This is a genomic window from Brevibacterium sp. 50QC2O2, from assembly GCF_024580675.1.
Lineage (GTDB): Bacteria > Actinomycetota > Actinomycetes > Actinomycetales > Brevibacteriaceae > Brevibacterium > Brevibacterium moorei.
In genome coordinates, this window is the sequence record NZ_JANIJZ010000009.1 from 1 (window position 1) to 16,563 (window position 16,563).

Here is a 16,563-nt window from a genome sequence, read left to right on the forward strand (position 1 = left end):
CGAAGGCCTTGTGGTGAGGAATCGGTTTCTAGACAATTCCCATTCTCACCGCGGGGCCTTCTTCACACCCCCTACGACACACCTACCCCTGTCGGATAATTCTCTACACCCTCAATCCGGAAGAGCCTGAAAACGCGGGCCGAGCCCGTCTGGTCGGCCGAGTCTCATCCGGACGCGTGGCGCGCCGTATGGCAGTTCCGCCGGAAACGCGCCGTACGAGACCGGCAGACGCTGAACCTGCAGCGCAACAAGGCCATCGCCATCATCGAGGGCGACAAGCCGGTGAAGAAAACCCGGTTCGTGCGGATCAAGGACGCGAAGAAGTCCTTCGACGAGGCCTCCTACGATCGGGCGATGAGCCTGGCCGGCTGGAAGGGCTACCTGACGAACCTGCCCGCCAGCCTCATGACGGCAGGCGAGGTGATCGGGAATTATCACGAGCTGTGGCACGTCGAGCAGTCGTTCCGCATGTCCAAGACCGATCTGCGGGCCCGGCCGATCTTCCACCACACGCGTGACGCAATCGAGGCGCACCTGACGATCGTGTTCACCGCGCTGGCCGTCGAGCGCTACCTCTACGCGGCCACTGGCTGGTCGAAGAAGCGCATCATCACCACGCTCAAGCCGATCGTCGAGACTAGTGTGACGATCGCCGGGCACACGATCGCCGCGGCCGACCCCATCACCGAGGCTGCCGCCTATATCCGCGACGCCGTCACCCCGCCAGGGTAACTAACGTTGTGGAAGTCAGGTCTGGGGGAGTGGCTCGACACGTGCACCGGTGGCAGCAAACCTCGTGGGTTTTGCTGCCACCGGCGCGTGTGTGGAGCCACCACCAGCAGAGGTGAGACTTCGCCGGCTGAGGGAATGCGAGCGTGATGATGTGCGTCGATGGGCCTCAGCGCCCGTCCGGGGTGTCAGGGGGCGGTCCCACGACGACCAGGTCCAGTTCCGCCTGGGCTCTGCCGAAGCCCCCTCGGCAGGGAAGTGGAACTCTCCGCCCTCTTGCTGGACCACGGCCTCGGCCCTGTTCGAAGTCTGCACCCCGGAGGAGAGGGACAAGCTGCGCTACGAGGTCGATGCCGCGCAGTGGCAGACCTGGGCGAACCCGGAGTTCATGCAGTTCGACACGGGTGTGCGGTTGGAATTCGCCTCGCAGGCGGTCCGAGAGGCGGCTCTGGAGTTGGTGCGCGCCAGCCTGAGCCCCGAGGGCTATGAGCTGACCAGGGCGATGATGCGGATCCACGGCTTCCTGGGCGAGGTCGTGGGCCTGCCTGCGATCCTGGGCGACTTCAGCTACAACTTCGCCGTCTACGGCACACCCGATCCCATCGCGCCCTGGGGCTGGCAGCTCTACGGCCACCACTGCGCGGTCAACTGCCTGGTGGTGGAGGGTCGGATGACCCTGGGCCCGGTGTTCCACGGGGCCGAACCCAATGAGATCGACGCCGGTCCGGACGCAGGCCTGCGCTCCTTCGACGACCGGGTGGATGCCGGCACGGACCTGATGGCACTGCTGAGCCCGGAACAGCTGGAGCGCGCCGTGACCTATGAGCAGATCGTCGACCCGGCGATGCCCGAAGGACGCGTCCACCCGGGCGATGAGCGCCACCTGGCCGGAGCCTTCCAGGACAATCGGGTCATCCCCTACGAGGGCGTGCCGGTGGCAGAACTGGACGATGTGGCCAAACAGGCGGTGCTCGACCTGGTGGGGACCTTCCTCATCAGCCTGCCCGCAGGCCCCCGGGCGGCCAAACTGCGTGAGGTCGCCGACCACCTCGACGAGGCGCACTTCAGCTGGATCGGCGGGCACCAGGTGGGCGATGTCTTCTACTACCGGTTTCAGTCCCCGGTGCTCATCGTCGAACTCGACCACCATTGCGGTGTCTTCCTCGACTACGACTTCCCGCAGCGGTTCCATGTGCACACGGTCATGCGGGTGCCCAATGGAAACGATTACGGCAGGTCCTGGGTGCGCCAGTGGCAGGCAGCCCACGGCGCGGCTAGGCTGGAGATGCAGACCAACGGTGATACCAAAGGGGAATCATGATTGTGAAGAAGCTTCTCAAGTCCGGCGCTCGTACCCTGCTGGGCGGTGGCATCGCCTATCTGGGCGCGCAGGCGGCCCTGAACCCGGGGCAGCGGCCCGAGGTCGCCAAGAAGACGCTGGATCAGATCCGCGGAGTCGTCCCCCTGCCGTTCGACGATGAGACCGCTGTGCGGCTCAACGGTGCTGCCCAGGCTCTGTTCGGTGCAACCCTGTCACTGGGCCTCCTGCCGCGGGTCTCCGCCCTGGGCCTGGCCGCCACGCTGGTGCCCACCACCCTGGCCGGGCACTCCTTCTGGGAGAAGGACGCGGATGCCCGGCCGGGCGATATCGTTCAGTTCTCCAAGAACGCGGCCATCATCGGCGGACTGCTGTTCATCGTCGCCGGTGACAAGAAGGTCGTGAAGAAGGTCAAGAAGTAGGCTCGTCCCGCTTCTGCGCGGCTTCATCCGAGGCGTCCGGAGTCCCTGCGGGGGCGCCGGGCGCCTCGTTCCGTGTGCGGGTCCGCGGGGTAGCCGCCGGATCTGTTCCCGCGGACCTGTCCATGAGCGATCCGAGCAGCCCGTGGACGTCCAAGCCGGTCGTCGAGGAGACCATGTCGATGGTCTTCTCGAGGTTGACCGCAGCATTCTGCGTCAGCTTCGATTCCCCATCGGTGGAGATCACCGAGAGCTTCTCGATATTGCCGTAGGGCTCCACCAGGCGACCTGCGATCTCCGGGAGAACCTTGAGGACCTCGGACAGGCGCGCGGCGTCGGTGTACTTGGCGTAGGCGTCCGCGGCGGCCGCAATCGACTCGGCTTCCGCCCGGCCCTTCTCCGCAGCGGCCGAGGCCTCGGCCCGGCCCCTTGCCTCGACCGCCAGTGCTTCTGCCTCGCCCTTGGCACGGGTCGCGGAGGCTTCGGCTTCCGCCCGCTGCTGGACGATCGCGGCATCGGCACGGCCCTTGGCCTGGGCTGCGTCTGCGCGGCGCTGCGATTCGGTCAGTTCGGCTTCCGCGGCCTGCTCGCGCGCATAGCGCTGGGCATCGGCGGTCTGCTGGGACTCGTACTTCTTCGCGTCCGCCGGCTTGCGGACCTCGGCGACCAGCTGGCGTTCCTTCAGATCGTTGTTCGCCTCGGCGATCTTCTGCTGTTCTGCCAGGATCCGCTGCTGCTGTTCGGCCTTGGCCAGCTGTTCGGCGGCCTCGGCTTCGGCCTTCTGGCTGGCCGTCTCCTGCTGGATCGCGGCCTGCCGCAGTTCCAGTTCCTTCTGCGAGTCTGCGATCAGCTGGGCGTTGCGGTTCTGTGCCTCGGTGGCCTCGCGGTTGGCCTCGGATTCGGCGATCGAGGCACGTTTGGCGGCGGCCGCGGCCTCGGGTCGGCCCAGATCGCGCAGGTAGGTGCCGTCGCGGTCCTCGATCGAGATGATCTGGAAGGTATCGAGCACCAGACCCTGGTTGTTCATCGATTCCAGTGCATCCTCGCGGATCTTCTCCGCGAAGGTCGCGCGATCGCGCAGAATCTGTTCGACGGTCAGCGTACCGACGGCCGAACGCATCGTGCCCGAGAGCAGTTCCCTGGAGTATTTGTCGATATCGTCCTGCTGATCCAGGAAGCGCTGGGCGGCACGGCGGATATCGGCGATGTCCTCGCCGACCTTGATCTGAGCGACGCCCTCGAGGACCAGCGGGATCGAATTCGAGCTCATGGCCTCGATCTGCACGCCGATCTGGCGTGAGGACAGATCCATGGAGTAGGCGCGGTCGAGCAGAGGGCGCACGAAGACCCGGCCGCCGACCACGATCCGGGTTGCGGACTCCAGGTCGATATCGCCCTTGGCCTTCTTGGCCTTGCCGCCGGTGATGATGAGTGCCTCATTGGGCGCCGCGACCCGATATGCGCGGCGGAAGGTGATGTAGCCGAAGAGGGCTGCCACCACCAGGATGACGAGGACGACCAGGGCGATGCCGCCGCCGGTCACCAGTGAGATGGACATGGGTCTCCTTACGTTGCCACGGTGCTGCGTTGGGGCCTGTCCCCATCAATCCTATGGGGCTCCCGGCCTGCGGGAACGCGCGGGTGGTTCAGGGTAGCCTGCCCGGCCGCCGGTTCCTCCCCGTTCCCGGGATCCGGCGTCCTACCGGACCGTGGACGAAGGTGCGGGATTTGCTGCCGGGGTGTGCAGGATCGTAGGTGAGGGAGTACAAGTGGCCCGCCTGGGGCCGGTCTGACGATCCGATCGGCAGGACGTGGGTGATGTGCCAGGCCTGTCCCTGCGCATCCTGGTACTCCAACCAGATCTTCCACCGATCGACGTCGTTGAGTGTCACACGCGTGGCCTTCGCTACCCGGGCGGTGGTGCGAGTGCCGATGTCCTTGGTATGTTCCCGCAGCCTTTCCAGGCGGGCGACCCCGCGCCGGGCCAGGATCGGGAGACAGACGAGGACCAACCCGCACAGCGCGATCGCGCCGGCGGTGAGTACCGTGCCGGGGTTCGCCCTGTTCAGACCGAGGTTGAGGGCCGCTGCGGCTCCCGCACCCAGCATGGGCACTCCGAACAGATTCGCCGCGCCCCAGGCGGTGCCGGTGCCGGTCGCGTTTCCGTAGACCCCCTGCCCGGCCAATCCCACCAGGCCCAGCACTCCGACGGCGAGGGCGGCGCCGGTGGTCAGCGCGCCGAGAGGACTGTCTGCCGGGAGGAAGCCGTAGACGGCGCTGCCGAAGTTCACAACGGTGCTTGCGTCAAGGGCCGCCGGCGTGATCCAGCCGAGGACGCAGGCGATGAGCCCATCGAGGCACCAGAGCGCGATGAGGGCTGGGCGCAGGACGCGCGGACTCCTCCAGCCTGTGGGTCCTGAGGATACGGGGCCGCGGGGCATGGTCGGCGCCTCAGACGGTGGGCCCGGTGCGCTGGTCCAGGGCGCGCCGGATCCTGTCGTGGGTGGCTTGGTCGAAGGCGATGAGCAGAGCGCGTTCCGCCCGGGTGGGGGAGTCCAGGATCGTGTCCACTGCCGCCGCGATCGCATCGTCCTTGGGCCAGCCGTAGACTCCGGCGCTGATGAGGGGGAAGGCGATGCTCGCAGCGCCCAGGTCGTCGGCGACCTCGAGACAACGACGGTAGCAGGAGGTGAGCAGACCGCGGTCGCGCTGTCCGGCATTGTGATTCGGGCCCACGGCGTGGATGATCCAGCGGGCCGGCAGTTCGCCAGCGGTGGTCCAGCCGGCATCGCCGGTGGCCAGGCCCTGGGGGAAACGGGCGATGCAGTCGGCAAGAACTGCGGGTCCGCCCGCCCTGTGGATCGCCCCGTCGACGCCGCCACCCCCGCGCATGGCATTGTTCGCCGCGTTGACGATCGCATCGACAGGGCAGGTGGTGATGTCTCCGAGCTCAACGGTGAGTGTGACCATGGCTCGATTCTGCCACGGAGTGCGGGCGCTCGAGGGCGTCGTTAGACGTTCGATTGGAGGTATGGGGTGCACTTGGCGGATGTTATCCCTGAGAGGTGGGGCCGGTCTTCCATCGGGCTCGGGCGGCTGGCGTGGATTACGGGTTTTCTCGGCCAGACATGGGAAAAGCCCCGAAGTTCTCACTTCGGGGCTTTCAGCAACCTGGTGCAACCAGGGTTTCCGTGGCGGGGGCAGGATTTGAACCTACGACCTCCGGGTTATGAGCCCGGCGAGCTACCGAACTGCTCCACCCCGCGTCAACAGGTATAACTCTACGGGGGGCCGGGGGAAATTACAAATCATGTGGAGGTGAGTTAGGACACTGCAGCGAATGCTGTTGACGCCGTTCCTGGAGTACTACGGATGGGACGTCGGACGAGGGCACGTTGAGGTCCTGGCCGTGGCCGGCCTGGAGTAGACCCCTACCGTGGTTCGGAAGGGTGGGAGATCCGTGTCATCGGCATCGGGGTCGATGCCCGCATCCCCGGTGTAGGACCCATGAGTGCCCCACGGCATGCCGGGACCCGGAGGACCGGTGCCGGATGTGCAGGCACCCGGAGCACCTGTGGCAGGCGGAGTGCCGGTCCCCGATGCCGTGGATGAACCCGGTGAACCCGATGTCCTAGACGAGTCTGGCGGGCCTGGTGGATCGGGTGAATCCGACAGGTCCGATGCTGTGTCCCAGTCAGGTGGGGAGAAATCCGCAGGCACCCACACCGGCGGTAGACCCTCCGCATTCCGTGCGGCACTGATATCGGTCAGGGCAGCCGTGAACCGGGAATGGAATAGGGGTCGCTGTTCGATATCTATATGCCGGGGTGGAATCCACGCCGGCAAACCACCAATCAACTCGGCCCTCCACCCATGCTGGTCATGCCACGTATGGTGGAACCGGCACGCCAACGTCAGGTTCGCCACCGTCGTGGGTCCACCAGTGGACCAGGGGATCATATGGTGGGCATCACACCACCCCACCGGCATATCACACCCCGGGAACGTACACCCCCGATCACGAGCAGCAATCAACTCAACCTGCCGCCGCGTAGCAAACCTGCCCGCACTCCTCACGGTCACCTCACGTGTCCCGGGCTGGTTGGCCTGGAAGTACACGAGTGCCCCCGGGGACAGGGATTCCAGATCCTGTAACCCGATGGGGCCGGCAGTGGATTCCACCTCCGCCTTCCCCTGCGCATACTCTTCAGCAGTCGCTGTGACGATCAGGGCCATCCCCGCACCCTGCGGACCCGAACCCGCAGCCCGATCAATCAACGTGGCGAACATGTCATGACGCCTGGCACCATCGGGCCGCTCCCGATACCCAAACGGATGATTCGCCTTCGTGGTGGGCCGGCCATCAACCGTCACCGCCGTCGGTGCTAGATCACCGGGCGGTTCATCAGCGGGTTCCGTGTCCGAGCCACTGGTCTCAGCGGCAGTGCCCGCACCCGCTCCTGTCGCGTCCTCCACCTGCATGCCGGGTTCCTGCCGGTTGGTCAACAAGCCATGCAATTTTCCGCCCGTCACCGGATCCAGTAGACCCGTGAGATTCCACGCACCATTCCTCCGCGGCGTCACGGTCACATGAAACTCATCAACCAACGGTGGGATCTCGGCGAAACGCCCATCGGGATCCAGGTAGGCTCGGATCCGAGAACCCAGCACACGAATCTGGTCCACATCAACACTCGGCACCGTGTCCACGAGCATCCGTTCGGCCGTGGCGTGATGGACGTGCCGGACCTGGCGGGGGATCTTCTCGATTTCGCGGATCACCGCCTGCGCCTGATCCACCGACACACCCCCGTCCGCCAGGGCGAGGGCAACATGGGGGTAGGCCGGTTCCAGACGCGCACCCGTTAGAGACCGGCCGGCACCGATCGCGTGTGCGAACCGCACCCGCCGCCTCGCGGCCGCCCCATCGATCCTCAACAGGCGAGTCACCAGGGCCGGAAGAGTCTTCGCACCATAGTCGGCCGTGGGCACCTCGTATTCGGCCCGCGCCAGAACAGCAGCTTCCGTTGAGGTGGTCATCCGGGTGAGGTGTTCGATTCCCTTGAGCACCAGGAGCAGGTCGGAAGCGTCGAGACTGGGATCCGTGCCCACACCGGCACCCAGACCAGCGAGTGACTCACTGGCGTGAACGAGTTCCGGAGCGATCTCCTGTAGACGCTCCCAATCTTCAGAAGTCAAAAAGGGGTCAGCTGGGCGGGCGAAGGCCTCGGCACCATCGACCGGGTCCTGTTCCGGAGCCGGACCACCTCCCGACAGGCCCTGACGGTTTCCGGACGAGCCTACGGGTTCATCCGGATCGGGGGAACCAGCGCGTGGGAGGGTGGAATCGATGGTCATGACTTCTTCCCTCCTCCTGTATCCCGACCGAGACGCCGGCCGAACTGGCTACACGCGTGTTGTGACTGTGTCGGGGAAGACGAGCCGTAAAACCGAAGGGGACTTCACTGTCCGATTCGGGTTTCCTGACCTACTTCAAGTGTAGCGTGTGTCACTCATAATGGGAAGGGTTTATTCGAAACTGGTTTCCGATGTTTGCCGAGTAATGGTTGTCTGTTTCGGTGGTAGCAGATGCGCTGGGTGGCAGGGTATGCGCGCGCATCTGACACGACAGACAAGGCGCGGGAACTCAACCCGACTAGCATCCAACTCGCGAGTACCACCGAAAGGCGCCGGAACCCCACCCGAGGAACACCCAACCCGCGAGTACCACCGGCAAGGCTCGGGCACCCAACCCAACCGGCACCCACTTGGCGAGTACCACCGAAAAGACGCTGGGACTCAACCTGAGCGGCCTAAGCGGTGCCCACCTCAAAGGACACCTGTTCGGGTGATGCCCGATAGACGATGCCCGATGGACGACCACCGATAGCCGGCGAACGAATCGGGGTATCCTGTCGGCCGGGTCCGGTGGACGCGTTAGTGTGAGGATATGACCGAAAACACCGTTCCCCGCCTCGGAGTCTCCGAACGCAGCGCAGTCAGCCCGTTCTTTGTCATGGACATCGTCGCCCGTGCTGCCAAGATGGCTGCCGAGGGCCGACATGTCATCTCCCTATGCGTGGGGGAGCCCAGTCAGGGCGCGCCCACCGATGTGCGCGAACGCGCCGCCAAGGTCTTCACCGATGGGACGAACCTGGGCTATTCCCCGGTCAACGGCATTCCCGTGCTGCGCCAGGCCATCGCCGGGCACTACAAGCGCTGGTACGGCCTCGAGCTGGACCCTGATCGGGTCTTCGTGACCACCGGATCGTCCGGTGCCTTCACCCTGGGGTTCCTGGCCGTGTTCGATGTGGGCCAGCGCGTTGCCCTGGCCCGGCCCGGTTATGCGGCGTACAAGAACATTCTGGCCGGCCTCGGCTTGGAGGTCGTGGAACTCGACTGCGGCCCGGCCGAACGCTACCAGCCCACGGTCGCCCAACTGGCGGCCGAACACGCGAAGTCGCCGCTGTCCGGCCTGGTCATCGCCAGCCCCGCGAATCCGACGGGCACGATGCTCGACCGCGCCCAGCTGACCGAGATCTCCGACTGGTGCGCGGCCAACGGCGTCCGCCTGGTCTCCGATGAGATCTACCAGGGCCTGACCTTCGCCACCGACTTGTCCGCCCCCGATGCGCTGGGCGTGACGGCCGCCGAAATCAACCCCGACGCCATCGTCATCTCCAGTTTCTCCAAGTTCTGGGGTATGACCGGCTGGCGTCTGGGCTGGGCGATCGTGCCGGAGAACGTCGCCTCGGCCATGTCCGGCCTGGCAGGCAACTTCACGCTGTGCCCGCCCGTGCCCAGCCAGGTCGCAGCGGTCGAGGCCTTCACCGAGCGGTCCTACCAGGAGGGTTTCGAGGCCCTCAACGGTTTCGCCAAGGCCCGGCAGATGGTGCTCGACGCGATTCCGGAACTGGGCTGGTATGACGTGGCCCCGGCCGATGGCGCCTTCTACATGTACGCGAAGGTCGACAACATCCTGGGCCCCTATGCCAACGCCACCGAGTACTGCTCTGCGTTGATGGACCAGCAGGCTGTCGCGCTGTCACCGGGCACCGACTTCGACACGATCGAGGGCAATTCCGCCGTGCGCCTGTCCTTGGCGGCCGGACCCGAGGCCGTGGCCGAGGCCCTGGAGCGGATCAAGGCGTTCCAGCGGGGCTATCAGGGGGCCTGAGCGGCTGGGTCAGAGGATTTCGAACAGATCGCCCACCTGGCAGTCCAGCACTGTGCAGATCGCGGTGAGGGTGGTGAAGCGCACTGCCCTGGCCCGGTCGTTCTTCAATACTGACAGGTTCACCGGGCTCACCCCGACAAGGTGACTGAGTTCGGTAACCGTCATTCCCCGCTCGGCCAAGAGCGCATCGAGCCGGCAGTGCACCCGGTGTTCACCAGTGGGTTCGGCCGGGCTCAAATGAGCCCCTCGGTCTCGTGTTCGAGCCGTGTGCCATAGCGGAACGCGACCGACAGGGCTGCAAGTCCCAGCCCAGCGCCAATTGGCCAGAGGGGGATGCCGATTCCGCCACCGGCTTGGGGCCACATGTCCCCGAGCCAGTCGATCTTCCCACCGGTTTCGGGAACCTCGGCTCCGGTGTACTCCAACAGTTGCTGTGCGGCCAGGGAGCTGGCGGTATCCGCCAGGATCGCCATAGCGATGCCGCCGATGGCGATGACGAACGCTGCGATCAGAGTCAGACGGGATACGACGGGGGAGAAGGCCTGGCCGGCTAAGAGCTTGCGGCACATGACAGACACTAGGAAGGCCAGCGTGGCCGGCAGGAGCCAGGCGAGTCCCTGGCCGATCGCCCAGCAGATCTTGGTTGAGGCGGACAGGCCGGACAGCAGAACCTCTCCTGAGGTCAACCCTCCGTCCTCCAAATGAGCCGTTGGGCCCTCTATGTGCGCGCCTGCGGGAAGGGTGGGCCAGAAGGGCTCGACGGTGAGTGTGATCGCCGTCTGATCGTTCAGCAGTGCCACCGCGGTATTGGTGATCGCTCCGAGCAGCGTGAAGACTGTGACGATGGTGGCGCACCACAGAGTCAGGCGCACGATCACGGGTCCGCGGTCCGTCCGACCCGCTCCGGCGACCACTGCGAGGCTCGCGATGATCATGCCGATGACGGCCAGTGCCACGATGATCAACCACACAGGCCAAAGGCTCATATCCAGTGTCCTTATCGATTGTCATTAACAACGTTTATCGATAAATATCAGGCGGGCGCTAAAGGTGTCAATGCGCGATGCGCAGGGTGGCACTCCGCCCTACTCCTCCACGTGCGCCAGCGCGTCGATGATGACGTGGCTGACGTGGTCGTCGGCGAGGGAGTAGATGGCCTCGCGCCCCACGCGCTCCACCGTCACCAGGTGCAGGCCGCGCAGCAGCTTGAGGTGCTGGGATACCAATGGCTGGGACAGGCCGGTCTCGTCGACGATCTCGGACACCGAGGCGCTGCGGGCGGTCAGGGTCAACAGGATGCGCAGTCGCGAGGTGGTGGACAGAGCCTTGAAGACCTCGGCCGCATGCTCCAGGGCGCCTGGGGCCACCTTTTCCGGCAGCTGGGCGTCGACCTGGTGCGTATGCGCTGAAGAGTTGTCCACGTCACCGGATTCTAGTCGAGGCCGCCCCCGGCCCGGCAGCCGCCCCCGAACCCGTCGCGGGGCAACCCGGACCCGTCACCAGGGTCGTTGCCGCAGGGACTGTGGGAACCCCGGCCGAGACCGCGCGTTCAGATCGCCGGAGAGTCGCCGTACTTGGACAGGATGTCGTAGGCGGTCTGCTCCCATTTGGCGTAGGCCTCGGGGTAGCCGGAGGCCTGCACGGTCTGGGCTGCGTCGTTCTTCTCCATGGTCTTCCAGCCCTTGACCTGTTTGAGTCCCACATTGGGGCACTGCGGGTTGATCCCGTAGAAGGCACGGGCGGAGTAGACCGGATCCTGCACCTGCTCGTCGGTGCCCCATTGCTGGCTGGGGCGCTGCTGGAACAGGCCCCTGGAATCTCTGTCGCCGTGGTCCAGGTTGTACAGAGTGCTCTCCTGGAGCGCAGTCATCAGCGCTACGACGATCCCGTCCTCGCCCACCTTGGCGGTCTTGCCCACGCCGATGATCGTCTGCGCGTTCGTCGACTGCGCAGACGTCAGATTATCGGCCGTCAGATGCAGGCTGCGCACCGTCTGCGGGGCATGCGGGGAGCTGAGGACATTGCCGGCCCAGACGATGCCGCCGACTGCGACCATGAGCACGACCATGACCGATGCCGCGATTGCGGTGGCCCTGTGCCCGGCCCTTCCCGATCGCTTCTGTCGGGCCGCTGCGCGCGAGGTTGCACGAGCGCCCGTCGCACCGGCGCCTCGGCGGCGCGCGGGACGCCTTCTAGTCGAGTTCGTCGAGAGCATGTCTCCCAGTGTAGGAGCCGAACCCGAACGGACGCTGTGACCAAATCGTAACATTCGGCGTGAGCTTGGTCGCCCTGCACTGCCTGCGCGGCACGCACTGCTTGTGTAGCACGCACTGCCTGCGCGGCTTGCACCGCCAGTGCCGGGCGACCGGACTGCGTTGCTCAGCCCTCGAGTTCGGCGACCCGCTCGGCATTGGGGCCGTGGCCGCGGCGGTAGACCATGACGGTGCGCTCGAAGGCGCACACCACGTCCCCGTGCTGGTTGTAGCCCTCAGAGTGCACCGTGACGATCCCGATGTTCGGCCGGGACTTGGACTCCCTGGTGGCCGTCACCGTGGAGCGCGAGCGCAGGGTGTCGCCCTCGAACAGGGGGTGGGGCAGGACGATCTTGTCCCAGGCCAGGTTCGCGAACACGTTCTGCGAGACGTCGGTGACGCTCTGCCCGGTGATCAGGGCCACCGTCAGGGTCGAGTTCACCAGGGGCTTGCCGAATTCGGTGCGCTTGGCGTATTCGTGGTCGAAGTGCACGGGCGCGGTGTTCTGGGTCAGCAACGTGAACCAGGTGTTGTCGGTGCTCGTGATGGTCCGGCCCAGGGGGTGTTCGAAGACGTCGCCGATGGTGAAGTCCTCGAAGTAGCGGCCCTGCCAGCCGAAGTGCGTGGTCATATTGGTCTCCTTCGGATCGTGGATAGTGGTGCGTTCGGACGTGGTGTGGTTCAGATCTTGTTGCGCTTGATGAGCTGGCCGGCGATGACGTTCTTCTGGATCTCGTTGGTGCCCTCGCCCACGATCATCAGTGGCGCGTCACGGTAGTAGCGCTCCGGGCTGTACTCCGTGGAGTAGCCGTATCCGCCGTGCACCCGGATCGCGTCCAGTGCCACCTCGGCGGCCACCTCGGAGGCGTAGAGCTTGGCCATCCCGGCCTCCATGTCCACCCGGCCGCCGGCGTCGTAGGTGCGCGCGGCGTGCAGCAGCAGCTGGCGGGCTGCCTCGGTCTTGGTGGCCATCGTCGCCAGCAGATTGCCCACCGCCTGGTGCTTCCAGATCGGTTTGCCCATGGACTCGCGTTCCTGGGCGTAGCGCACCGCATCGTCCAGCGCGGCCTGGGCCACCCCGACCGAGCGCGCGGCGACGTTGAGCCGGCCGGTCTCCAGGCCCTTCATCATCTGCGCGAAGCCCTTGCCCTCGACCCCGCCCAGCAGGGCATCGGCCGGCACACGGGCGTCGGCGAAGGACAGTTCGCAGCTCTCGATGCCCTTGTAGCCCAGTTTGGGCAGATCGCGGGAGACTTCGAAGCCGGGGACCTTCTCCACCAGCAGGATCGAGATCCCCGAGTGGCGCGGCTGCGCGCTCGGGTCGGTTTTGAGCAGCAGGGCGGTGACGTCGGCCTTCCTGGCATTGGTGATCCAGGTCTTGGCGCCGTTGATGACGTACTCACCGGCGGCCTCGTCGAAGTCGGCGTGGGTCGTCATGGCCTGCAGGTCGGATCCGCCGCCGGGTTCGGTCAGCGCCATGGTCGCGCGGATCTCGCCGGTGGCCATCCCCGGCAGGTACTTGTCCTGCTGTTCGCGTGTGCCGTAGAGTTGGAGCAGCTTGGCCACGACGGTGTGCCCGCCCATGGCGCCGGCCAGGGTCATCCAGCCGCGGGCCAGTTCGGCGGCGATCATGGCGTAGGCCTCGCCGGAGACTCCGCCGTAGCCCCAGGGCTCCGCGATCGCCAGGCCGAAGATCCCCATCTCCTTCATCTGCTCGATCCAGTCGGTGGGGTACTGTCCCGACTTCTCGAATTCGCCCACGGTCGGTTTGACCTCGGCGTCGATCCAGGCCGCGACGGTGTCGACCATGGCCTGTTCTTCTTCGCTGATCACGGAACTCCTCCCAGGCGCACGACGGCGCGTATCTTCGTTGATATATTTTCTTAAGGATAATGCATGATATGCCGCGACGAACAAGGAGTCCCCGATGCAGACGAAACGCGACATCATCGCAGAGGCACTGCGCCGGCGAATCCTCTCCGGCGAGCTGGAACGCGGGGTGCGATTGCGCCAGGACCAGGTGGCACACTGGTTCGACGCCTCGATCACCCCCGTGCGCGAGGCCCTGCAACGCCTGGAGTCCGACGGCCTGGTGATTTCCGAGGCGCACCGGGGAGTGCGGGTGGCCGGGGTGGACTTCGGCTGGGTGACCGGTCTCTACCAGATCCGGATGCTGCTCGAACCCTATGCGATGCGCAGGGCGGTGTTGCGGATCTCCCGGTTCGAACTCCAGGGCGCCCAGCGCATCCTGGCAGATCTGCGCGCGGCGGTGGCCGCCGGTGACGGACCCGGCCGTAACAAACTCACCCGGGACTTCCACTTCTTCTTCTACGAGCGCGCCGGTTCACCGGGCCTCGCCGCGGAGATCGCGAACAAATGGGACGCCTTCCCCTGGGACCTGACCCTCGACGACGATGTGCGCACGGGCGAATCCACCGATGAACACGCCGAACTGCTGGACGCGGCCCATGCCGTCGACGCCGAGGGCGCCGGAGCACTGATGGCCGATCACATCCGCACCGGTTTCCTGGCAGCCGCCCGTGCCCTGGGCCGGTCGGATGTCGCCGATCCCTTCGACATCGCCAACGACTGACGGGCACGCTCCACACCACAGACGACCACGGATGCCCCGGAAGCGGGGTGATGACCAGGTATACCTGGTCATCACCCCGCTTCCGGGGCATCCGTGTGGGACGGTGCAGGACTGCGCGTCAGTTGCCCGACAGGGCCCCGCGCAGGTTGTCCAATACGCCCGCGTCCTCGATCGTCGAGGGCACCACGACATTCGCCTTGCCGTCGGCGATCTCGCGCATCGTCTTGCGCAGGATCTTGCCCGAGCGGGTCTTGGGCAGGGCATCGACGATGTCGACCTGTTTCAGCGCCGCAACCGGGCCCACCTCGGTGCGCACCTGCTTGACCAGCGAATCCCGGATGTCCTGGGGCACACCGTCTGGCAGATTCTTCAACACCACGAAGGCGCGCGGAACCTGGCCCTTGGTCTCGTCGTACACGCCGATCACGGCGCACTCGGCCACAGCCGGATGCGCGGCGATCGCGGCCTCGAGCACACCGGTGGACAGGCGGTGGCCGGCCACATTGATGACATCGTCGGTGCGGCCCATGACGTAGACGTAGCCGTCCTCGTCCAGATAGCCGCCGTCACCGGTCAGGTAGTAGCCGTCGAAGGCAGACAGATAGGAGGAGATGAACCGCTCGTCATCGCCCCACACCGTGGTCATGGTGCCCGGCGGCAGCGGCAGCTTGACGACCACCAGGCCGTCCTGGCCCGCCGGCACCCGGTTGCCCGCGGCGTCGAGGATCTCCACCTGGTAGCCGGGGGTCGGCAGGGTGGGGGAGCCGGCCTTGAGCGGGTACTTGTGTAGGCCGATCGGATTCGTCGCGATGGGCCAGCCGGTCTCCGTCTGCCACCAGTTGTCGATGACCGGGATATCGCGGCCCGTGGCCTCCTTGAGCTTCTCCGTGGTCCACTCGTAGGTGTCCGGGTCCAGGCGCTCGCCGGCCATGTACCAGGCGTGCAGCTGGTCCATGTCGTACTTCTTCATGAGTTCGCCCTCCGGGTCCTCCTTGCGGATGACGCGCATGGCGGTGGGCGCGGCGAAGAAGACATTGGCCTTGTGTTCGCTGACCACGCGGAAGAAGGTGCCGGCATCGGGCGTGCCGATCGGCTTGCCCTCGAACAGCACCGTGGTGACTCCGGCCAGCAGGGGAGCATAGACGATGTAGCTGTGGCCCACGACCCAGCCAACATCGGAGGCGGTGAACATCGTGTCGCCCGGGTGCAGGTCGAACAGGTTGGGCATCGACCAGGCCAGCGCGGTGGCATAGCCGCCGGAGTCGCGCACGATCCCCTTGGGCTTGCCCGTGGTGCCCGAGGTGTAGAGCACGTAGAGCTCGTCGGTGGCCTTCACCGGGGTGCACGGCGCCTGCTTCTGCGTGGCCTCCAGCAGCTCGTCGAAGTCCAGATCGCGGTCGGCGACGAGGTCGCCCGGCTGCTGCTCGCGCTGCTTGACGACGACGAACTCCGGCTTCGCGGCCGCCAGCTCGATCGCCTGGTCCAGCAGCGGTTTGTAGTCGACGATGCGCTTGGGCTCCACGCCGCAGCTGGCCGCCACGATCGCCTTGGGGGCGGTGTCGTCGATGCGCACGGCCAGTTCCGCCGCGGAGAAGCCCCCGAATACCACCGAGTGGATCGCTCCCAGCCGGGCGCAGGCCAGCATGGCGATGACCGCTTCGGGGATCATCGGCATGTAGATGACGACCCGGTCACCCTTGACCACGCCGTGATCGGCCAGGCCCTGGGCGAAGCGGGCGACCAAGTCCGTCAGTTCCGCATAGCTGTAGGTGCGCTTGGTGCCGGTGACCGGCGAGTCGTAGATCAGGGCAGCGTCGGCGCCGCGGCCGGCCTCGACGTGGCGGTCCAGTGCGTTGTAGGCGACATTGAGTTCGCCGTCGGGGAACCAGCGGTAGATGGGCGCACGGCTGTCGTCGACCGCTTTGGTGGGCTTCTTGGTCCACGAGATCAGGTCTGCGGCTTCGAGCCAGAAGGACTCCGGGTCGGTTGCGGCGCGCTGTGCGGCCACTTCATAGGGATTCGGTGTCGTTGACATGGGGTGCCGATCCTCCTCGATGGGCTGGGGATTGTCTGTA

The 16,563-nt window shown here is 66.0% G+C and carries 16 protein-coding genes and 1 tRNA gene; 5 read left to right on the forward strand and 12 right to left on the reverse strand.

Features of this window, described 5'->3' with window-relative positions; all coding sequences use genetic code 11:
- The first annotated feature begins 264 nt into the window (after positions 1–264).
- The 3 genes from NQ038_RS08570 to NQ038_RS08580 all read left to right on the forward strand — a co-directional run bounded on the left by NQ038_RS08570 (position 265) and on the right by NQ038_RS08580 (position 2,469).
- A complete protein-coding gene (locus tag NQ038_RS08570) occupies positions 265–732 on the forward strand; it encodes a transposase (protein WP_373456801.1) in 468 nt (155 codons plus the stop codon).
- A 151-nt stretch (positions 733–883) separates the two neighbouring features.
- Positions 884–2,050, forward strand: coding sequence for a DUF3500 domain-containing protein (locus tag NQ038_RS08575; RefSeq protein ID WP_257062414.1), 1,167 nt, complete (start codon positions 884–886; stop codon positions 2,048–2,050).
- Positions 2,047–2,469, forward strand: coding sequence for a DoxX family membrane protein (locus NQ038_RS08580; RefSeq protein ID WP_257049997.1), 423 nt, complete (start codon positions 2,047–2,049; stop codon positions 2,467–2,469). Before NQ038_RS08575 ends, NQ038_RS08580 begins: the two co-directional genes overlap by 4 nt.
- Here the strand turns inward: NQ038_RS08580 and NQ038_RS08585 are convergent.
- The 5 genes from NQ038_RS08585 to NQ038_RS15635 all read right to left on the reverse strand — a co-directional run bounded on the left by NQ038_RS08585 (position 2,459) and on the right by NQ038_RS15635 (position 7,824).
- A complete protein-coding gene (locus NQ038_RS08585; protein ID WP_257049998.1) occupies positions 2,459–4,024 on the reverse strand; it encodes a flotillin family protein in 1,566 nt (521 codons plus the stop codon). The genes NQ038_RS08580 and NQ038_RS08585 overlap by 11 nt on opposite strands.
- An 88-nt stretch (positions 4,025–4,112) precedes the next feature.
- Positions 4,113–4,907: a hypothetical protein gene (locus NQ038_RS08590; RefSeq protein WP_257049999.1), complete on the reverse strand. Its 795-nt coding sequence runs from the start codon at positions 4,905–4,907 to the stop codon at positions 4,113–4,115.
- A gap of 10 nt (positions 4,908–4,917) precedes the next feature.
- The gene (locus tag NQ038_RS08595) at positions 4,918–5,436 is read right to left on the reverse strand and encodes a macro domain-containing protein (RefSeq protein WP_257062415.1); all 519 of its coding nucleotides are present in this window, start codon (positions 5,434–5,436) and stop codon (positions 4,918–4,920) included.
- Between the two features lie 222 nt (positions 5,437–5,658).
- A tRNA-Met gene (locus tag NQ038_RS08600) sits at positions 5,659–5,732 on the reverse strand.
- Positions 5,733–5,832: 100 nt separating this feature from the next.
- The gene (locus NQ038_RS15635) at positions 5,833–7,824 is read right to left on the reverse strand and encodes a DUF222 domain-containing protein (RefSeq protein ID WP_373456797.1); all 1,992 of its coding nucleotides are present in this window, start codon (positions 7,822–7,824) and stop codon (positions 5,833–5,835) included.
- Positions 7,825–8,416: 592 nt separating this feature from the next.
- Between NQ038_RS15635 and NQ038_RS08610 the strand changes: the two genes are divergently transcribed.
- The gene (locus NQ038_RS08610) at positions 8,417–9,643 is read left to right on the forward strand and encodes a pyridoxal phosphate-dependent aminotransferase (protein WP_257062418.1); all 1,227 of its coding nucleotides are present in this window, start codon (positions 8,417–8,419) and stop codon (positions 9,641–9,643) included.
- A gap of 9 nt (positions 9,644–9,652) precedes the next feature.
- Here NQ038_RS08610 and NQ038_RS08615 read toward each other — a convergent pair whose 3' ends face one another.
- The 6 genes from NQ038_RS08615 to NQ038_RS08640 all read right to left on the reverse strand — a co-directional run bounded on the left by NQ038_RS08615 (position 9,653) and on the right by NQ038_RS08640 (position 13,728).
- On the reverse strand, positions 9,653–9,880 hold the full coding sequence (locus tag NQ038_RS08615) for a helix-turn-helix transcriptional regulator (RefSeq protein WP_257047782.1): 228 nt from the start codon (positions 9,878–9,880) through the stop codon (positions 9,653–9,655).
- Positions 9,877–10,629, reverse strand: a complete 753-nt coding sequence (locus NQ038_RS08620) for a hypothetical protein (protein WP_257062420.1) — start codon at positions 10,627–10,629, stop codon at positions 9,877–9,879. The genes NQ038_RS08615 and NQ038_RS08620 overlap by 4 nt, the downstream gene beginning before the upstream one ends.
- A 99-nt stretch (positions 10,630–10,728) precedes the next feature.
- Positions 10,729–11,010, reverse strand: a complete 282-nt coding sequence (locus NQ038_RS08625) for a metalloregulator ArsR/SmtB family transcription factor (protein ID WP_257047909.1) — start codon at positions 11,008–11,010, stop codon at positions 10,729–10,731.
- 182 nt (positions 11,011–11,192) lie between these two features.
- Complete coding sequence (locus tag NQ038_RS08630) at positions 11,193–11,858, reverse strand: peptidoglycan-binding protein (RefSeq protein ID WP_257047784.1); 666 nt, start codon at positions 11,856–11,858, stop codon at positions 11,193–11,195.
- A gap of 164 nt (positions 11,859–12,022) precedes the next feature.
- Positions 12,023–12,526, reverse strand: a complete 504-nt coding sequence (locus NQ038_RS08635; protein WP_257047785.1) for a MaoC family dehydratase — start codon at positions 12,524–12,526, stop codon at positions 12,023–12,025.
- A 50-nt stretch (positions 12,527–12,576) separates the two neighbouring features.
- Entirely contained in the window at positions 12,577–13,728 is a 1,152-nt protein-coding gene (locus NQ038_RS08640; RefSeq protein WP_257057961.1) for an acyl-CoA dehydrogenase family protein, read from the reverse strand.
- 94 nt (positions 13,729–13,822) lie between these two features.
- Between NQ038_RS08640 and NQ038_RS08645 the strand changes: the two genes are divergently transcribed.
- Positions 13,823–14,488, forward strand: coding sequence for a GntR family transcriptional regulator (locus NQ038_RS08645; RefSeq protein WP_257062422.1), 666 nt, complete (start codon positions 13,823–13,825; stop codon positions 14,486–14,488).
- A gap of 118 nt (positions 14,489–14,606) precedes the next feature.
- Here NQ038_RS08645 and NQ038_RS08650 read toward each other — a convergent pair whose 3' ends face one another.
- Positions 14,607–16,523 carry an acetate--CoA ligase gene (locus tag NQ038_RS08650; protein ID WP_257062424.1) on the reverse strand — a complete coding sequence of 639 codons (1,917 nt, stop codon included), beginning with the start codon at positions 16,521–16,523 and terminating at the stop codon, positions 14,607–14,609.
- Positions 16,524–16,563: the final 40 nt, after the last annotated feature.

Excerpts from the sequence above, each read along its gene's own strand:
- NQ038_RS08610 (WP_257062418.1), top strand. The coding sequence starts at position 8,417 with ATGACCGAAAACACCGTTCCCCGCCTCGGAGTCTCCGAACGCAGCGCA.
- NQ038_RS08620 (WP_257062420.1), bottom strand. The coding sequence starts at position 10,629 with ATGAGCCTTTGGCCTGTGTGGTTGATCATCGTGGCACTGGCCGTCATC.
- NQ038_RS08580 (WP_257049997.1), top strand. The coding sequence starts at position 2,047 with ATGATTGTGAAGAAGCTTCTCAAGTCCGGCGCTCGTACCCTGCTGGGC.
- NQ038_RS08585 (WP_257049998.1), bottom strand. The coding sequence starts at position 4,024 with ATGTCCATCTCACTGGTGACCGGCGGCGGCATCGCCCTGGTCGTCCTC.
- NQ038_RS08595 (WP_257062415.1), bottom strand. The coding sequence starts at position 5,436 with ATGGTCACACTCACCGTTGAGCTCGGAGACATCACCACCTGCCCTGTC.
- NQ038_RS08630 (WP_257047784.1), bottom strand. The coding sequence starts at position 11,858 with ATGCTCTCGACGAACTCGACTAGAAGGCGTCCCGCGCGCCGCCGAGGC.
- NQ038_RS08645 (WP_257062422.1), top strand. The coding sequence starts at position 13,823 with ATGCAGACGAAACGCGACATCATCGCAGAGGCACTGCGCCGGCGAATC.
- NQ038_RS08635 (WP_257047785.1), bottom strand. The coding sequence starts at position 12,526 with ATGACCACGCACTTCGGCTGGCAGGGCCGCTACTTCGAGGACTTCACC.
- NQ038_RS15635 (WP_373456797.1), bottom strand. The coding sequence starts at position 7,824 with ATGACCATCGATTCCACCCTCCCACGCGCTGGTTCCCCCGATCCGGAT.
- NQ038_RS08590 (WP_257049999.1), bottom strand. The coding sequence starts at position 4,907 with ATGCCCCGCGGCCCCGTATCCTCAGGACCCACAGGCTGGAGGAGTCCG.
- NQ038_RS08650 (WP_257062424.1), bottom strand. The coding sequence starts at position 16,523 with ATGTCAACGACACCGAATCCCTATGAAGTGGCCGCACAGCGCGCCGCA.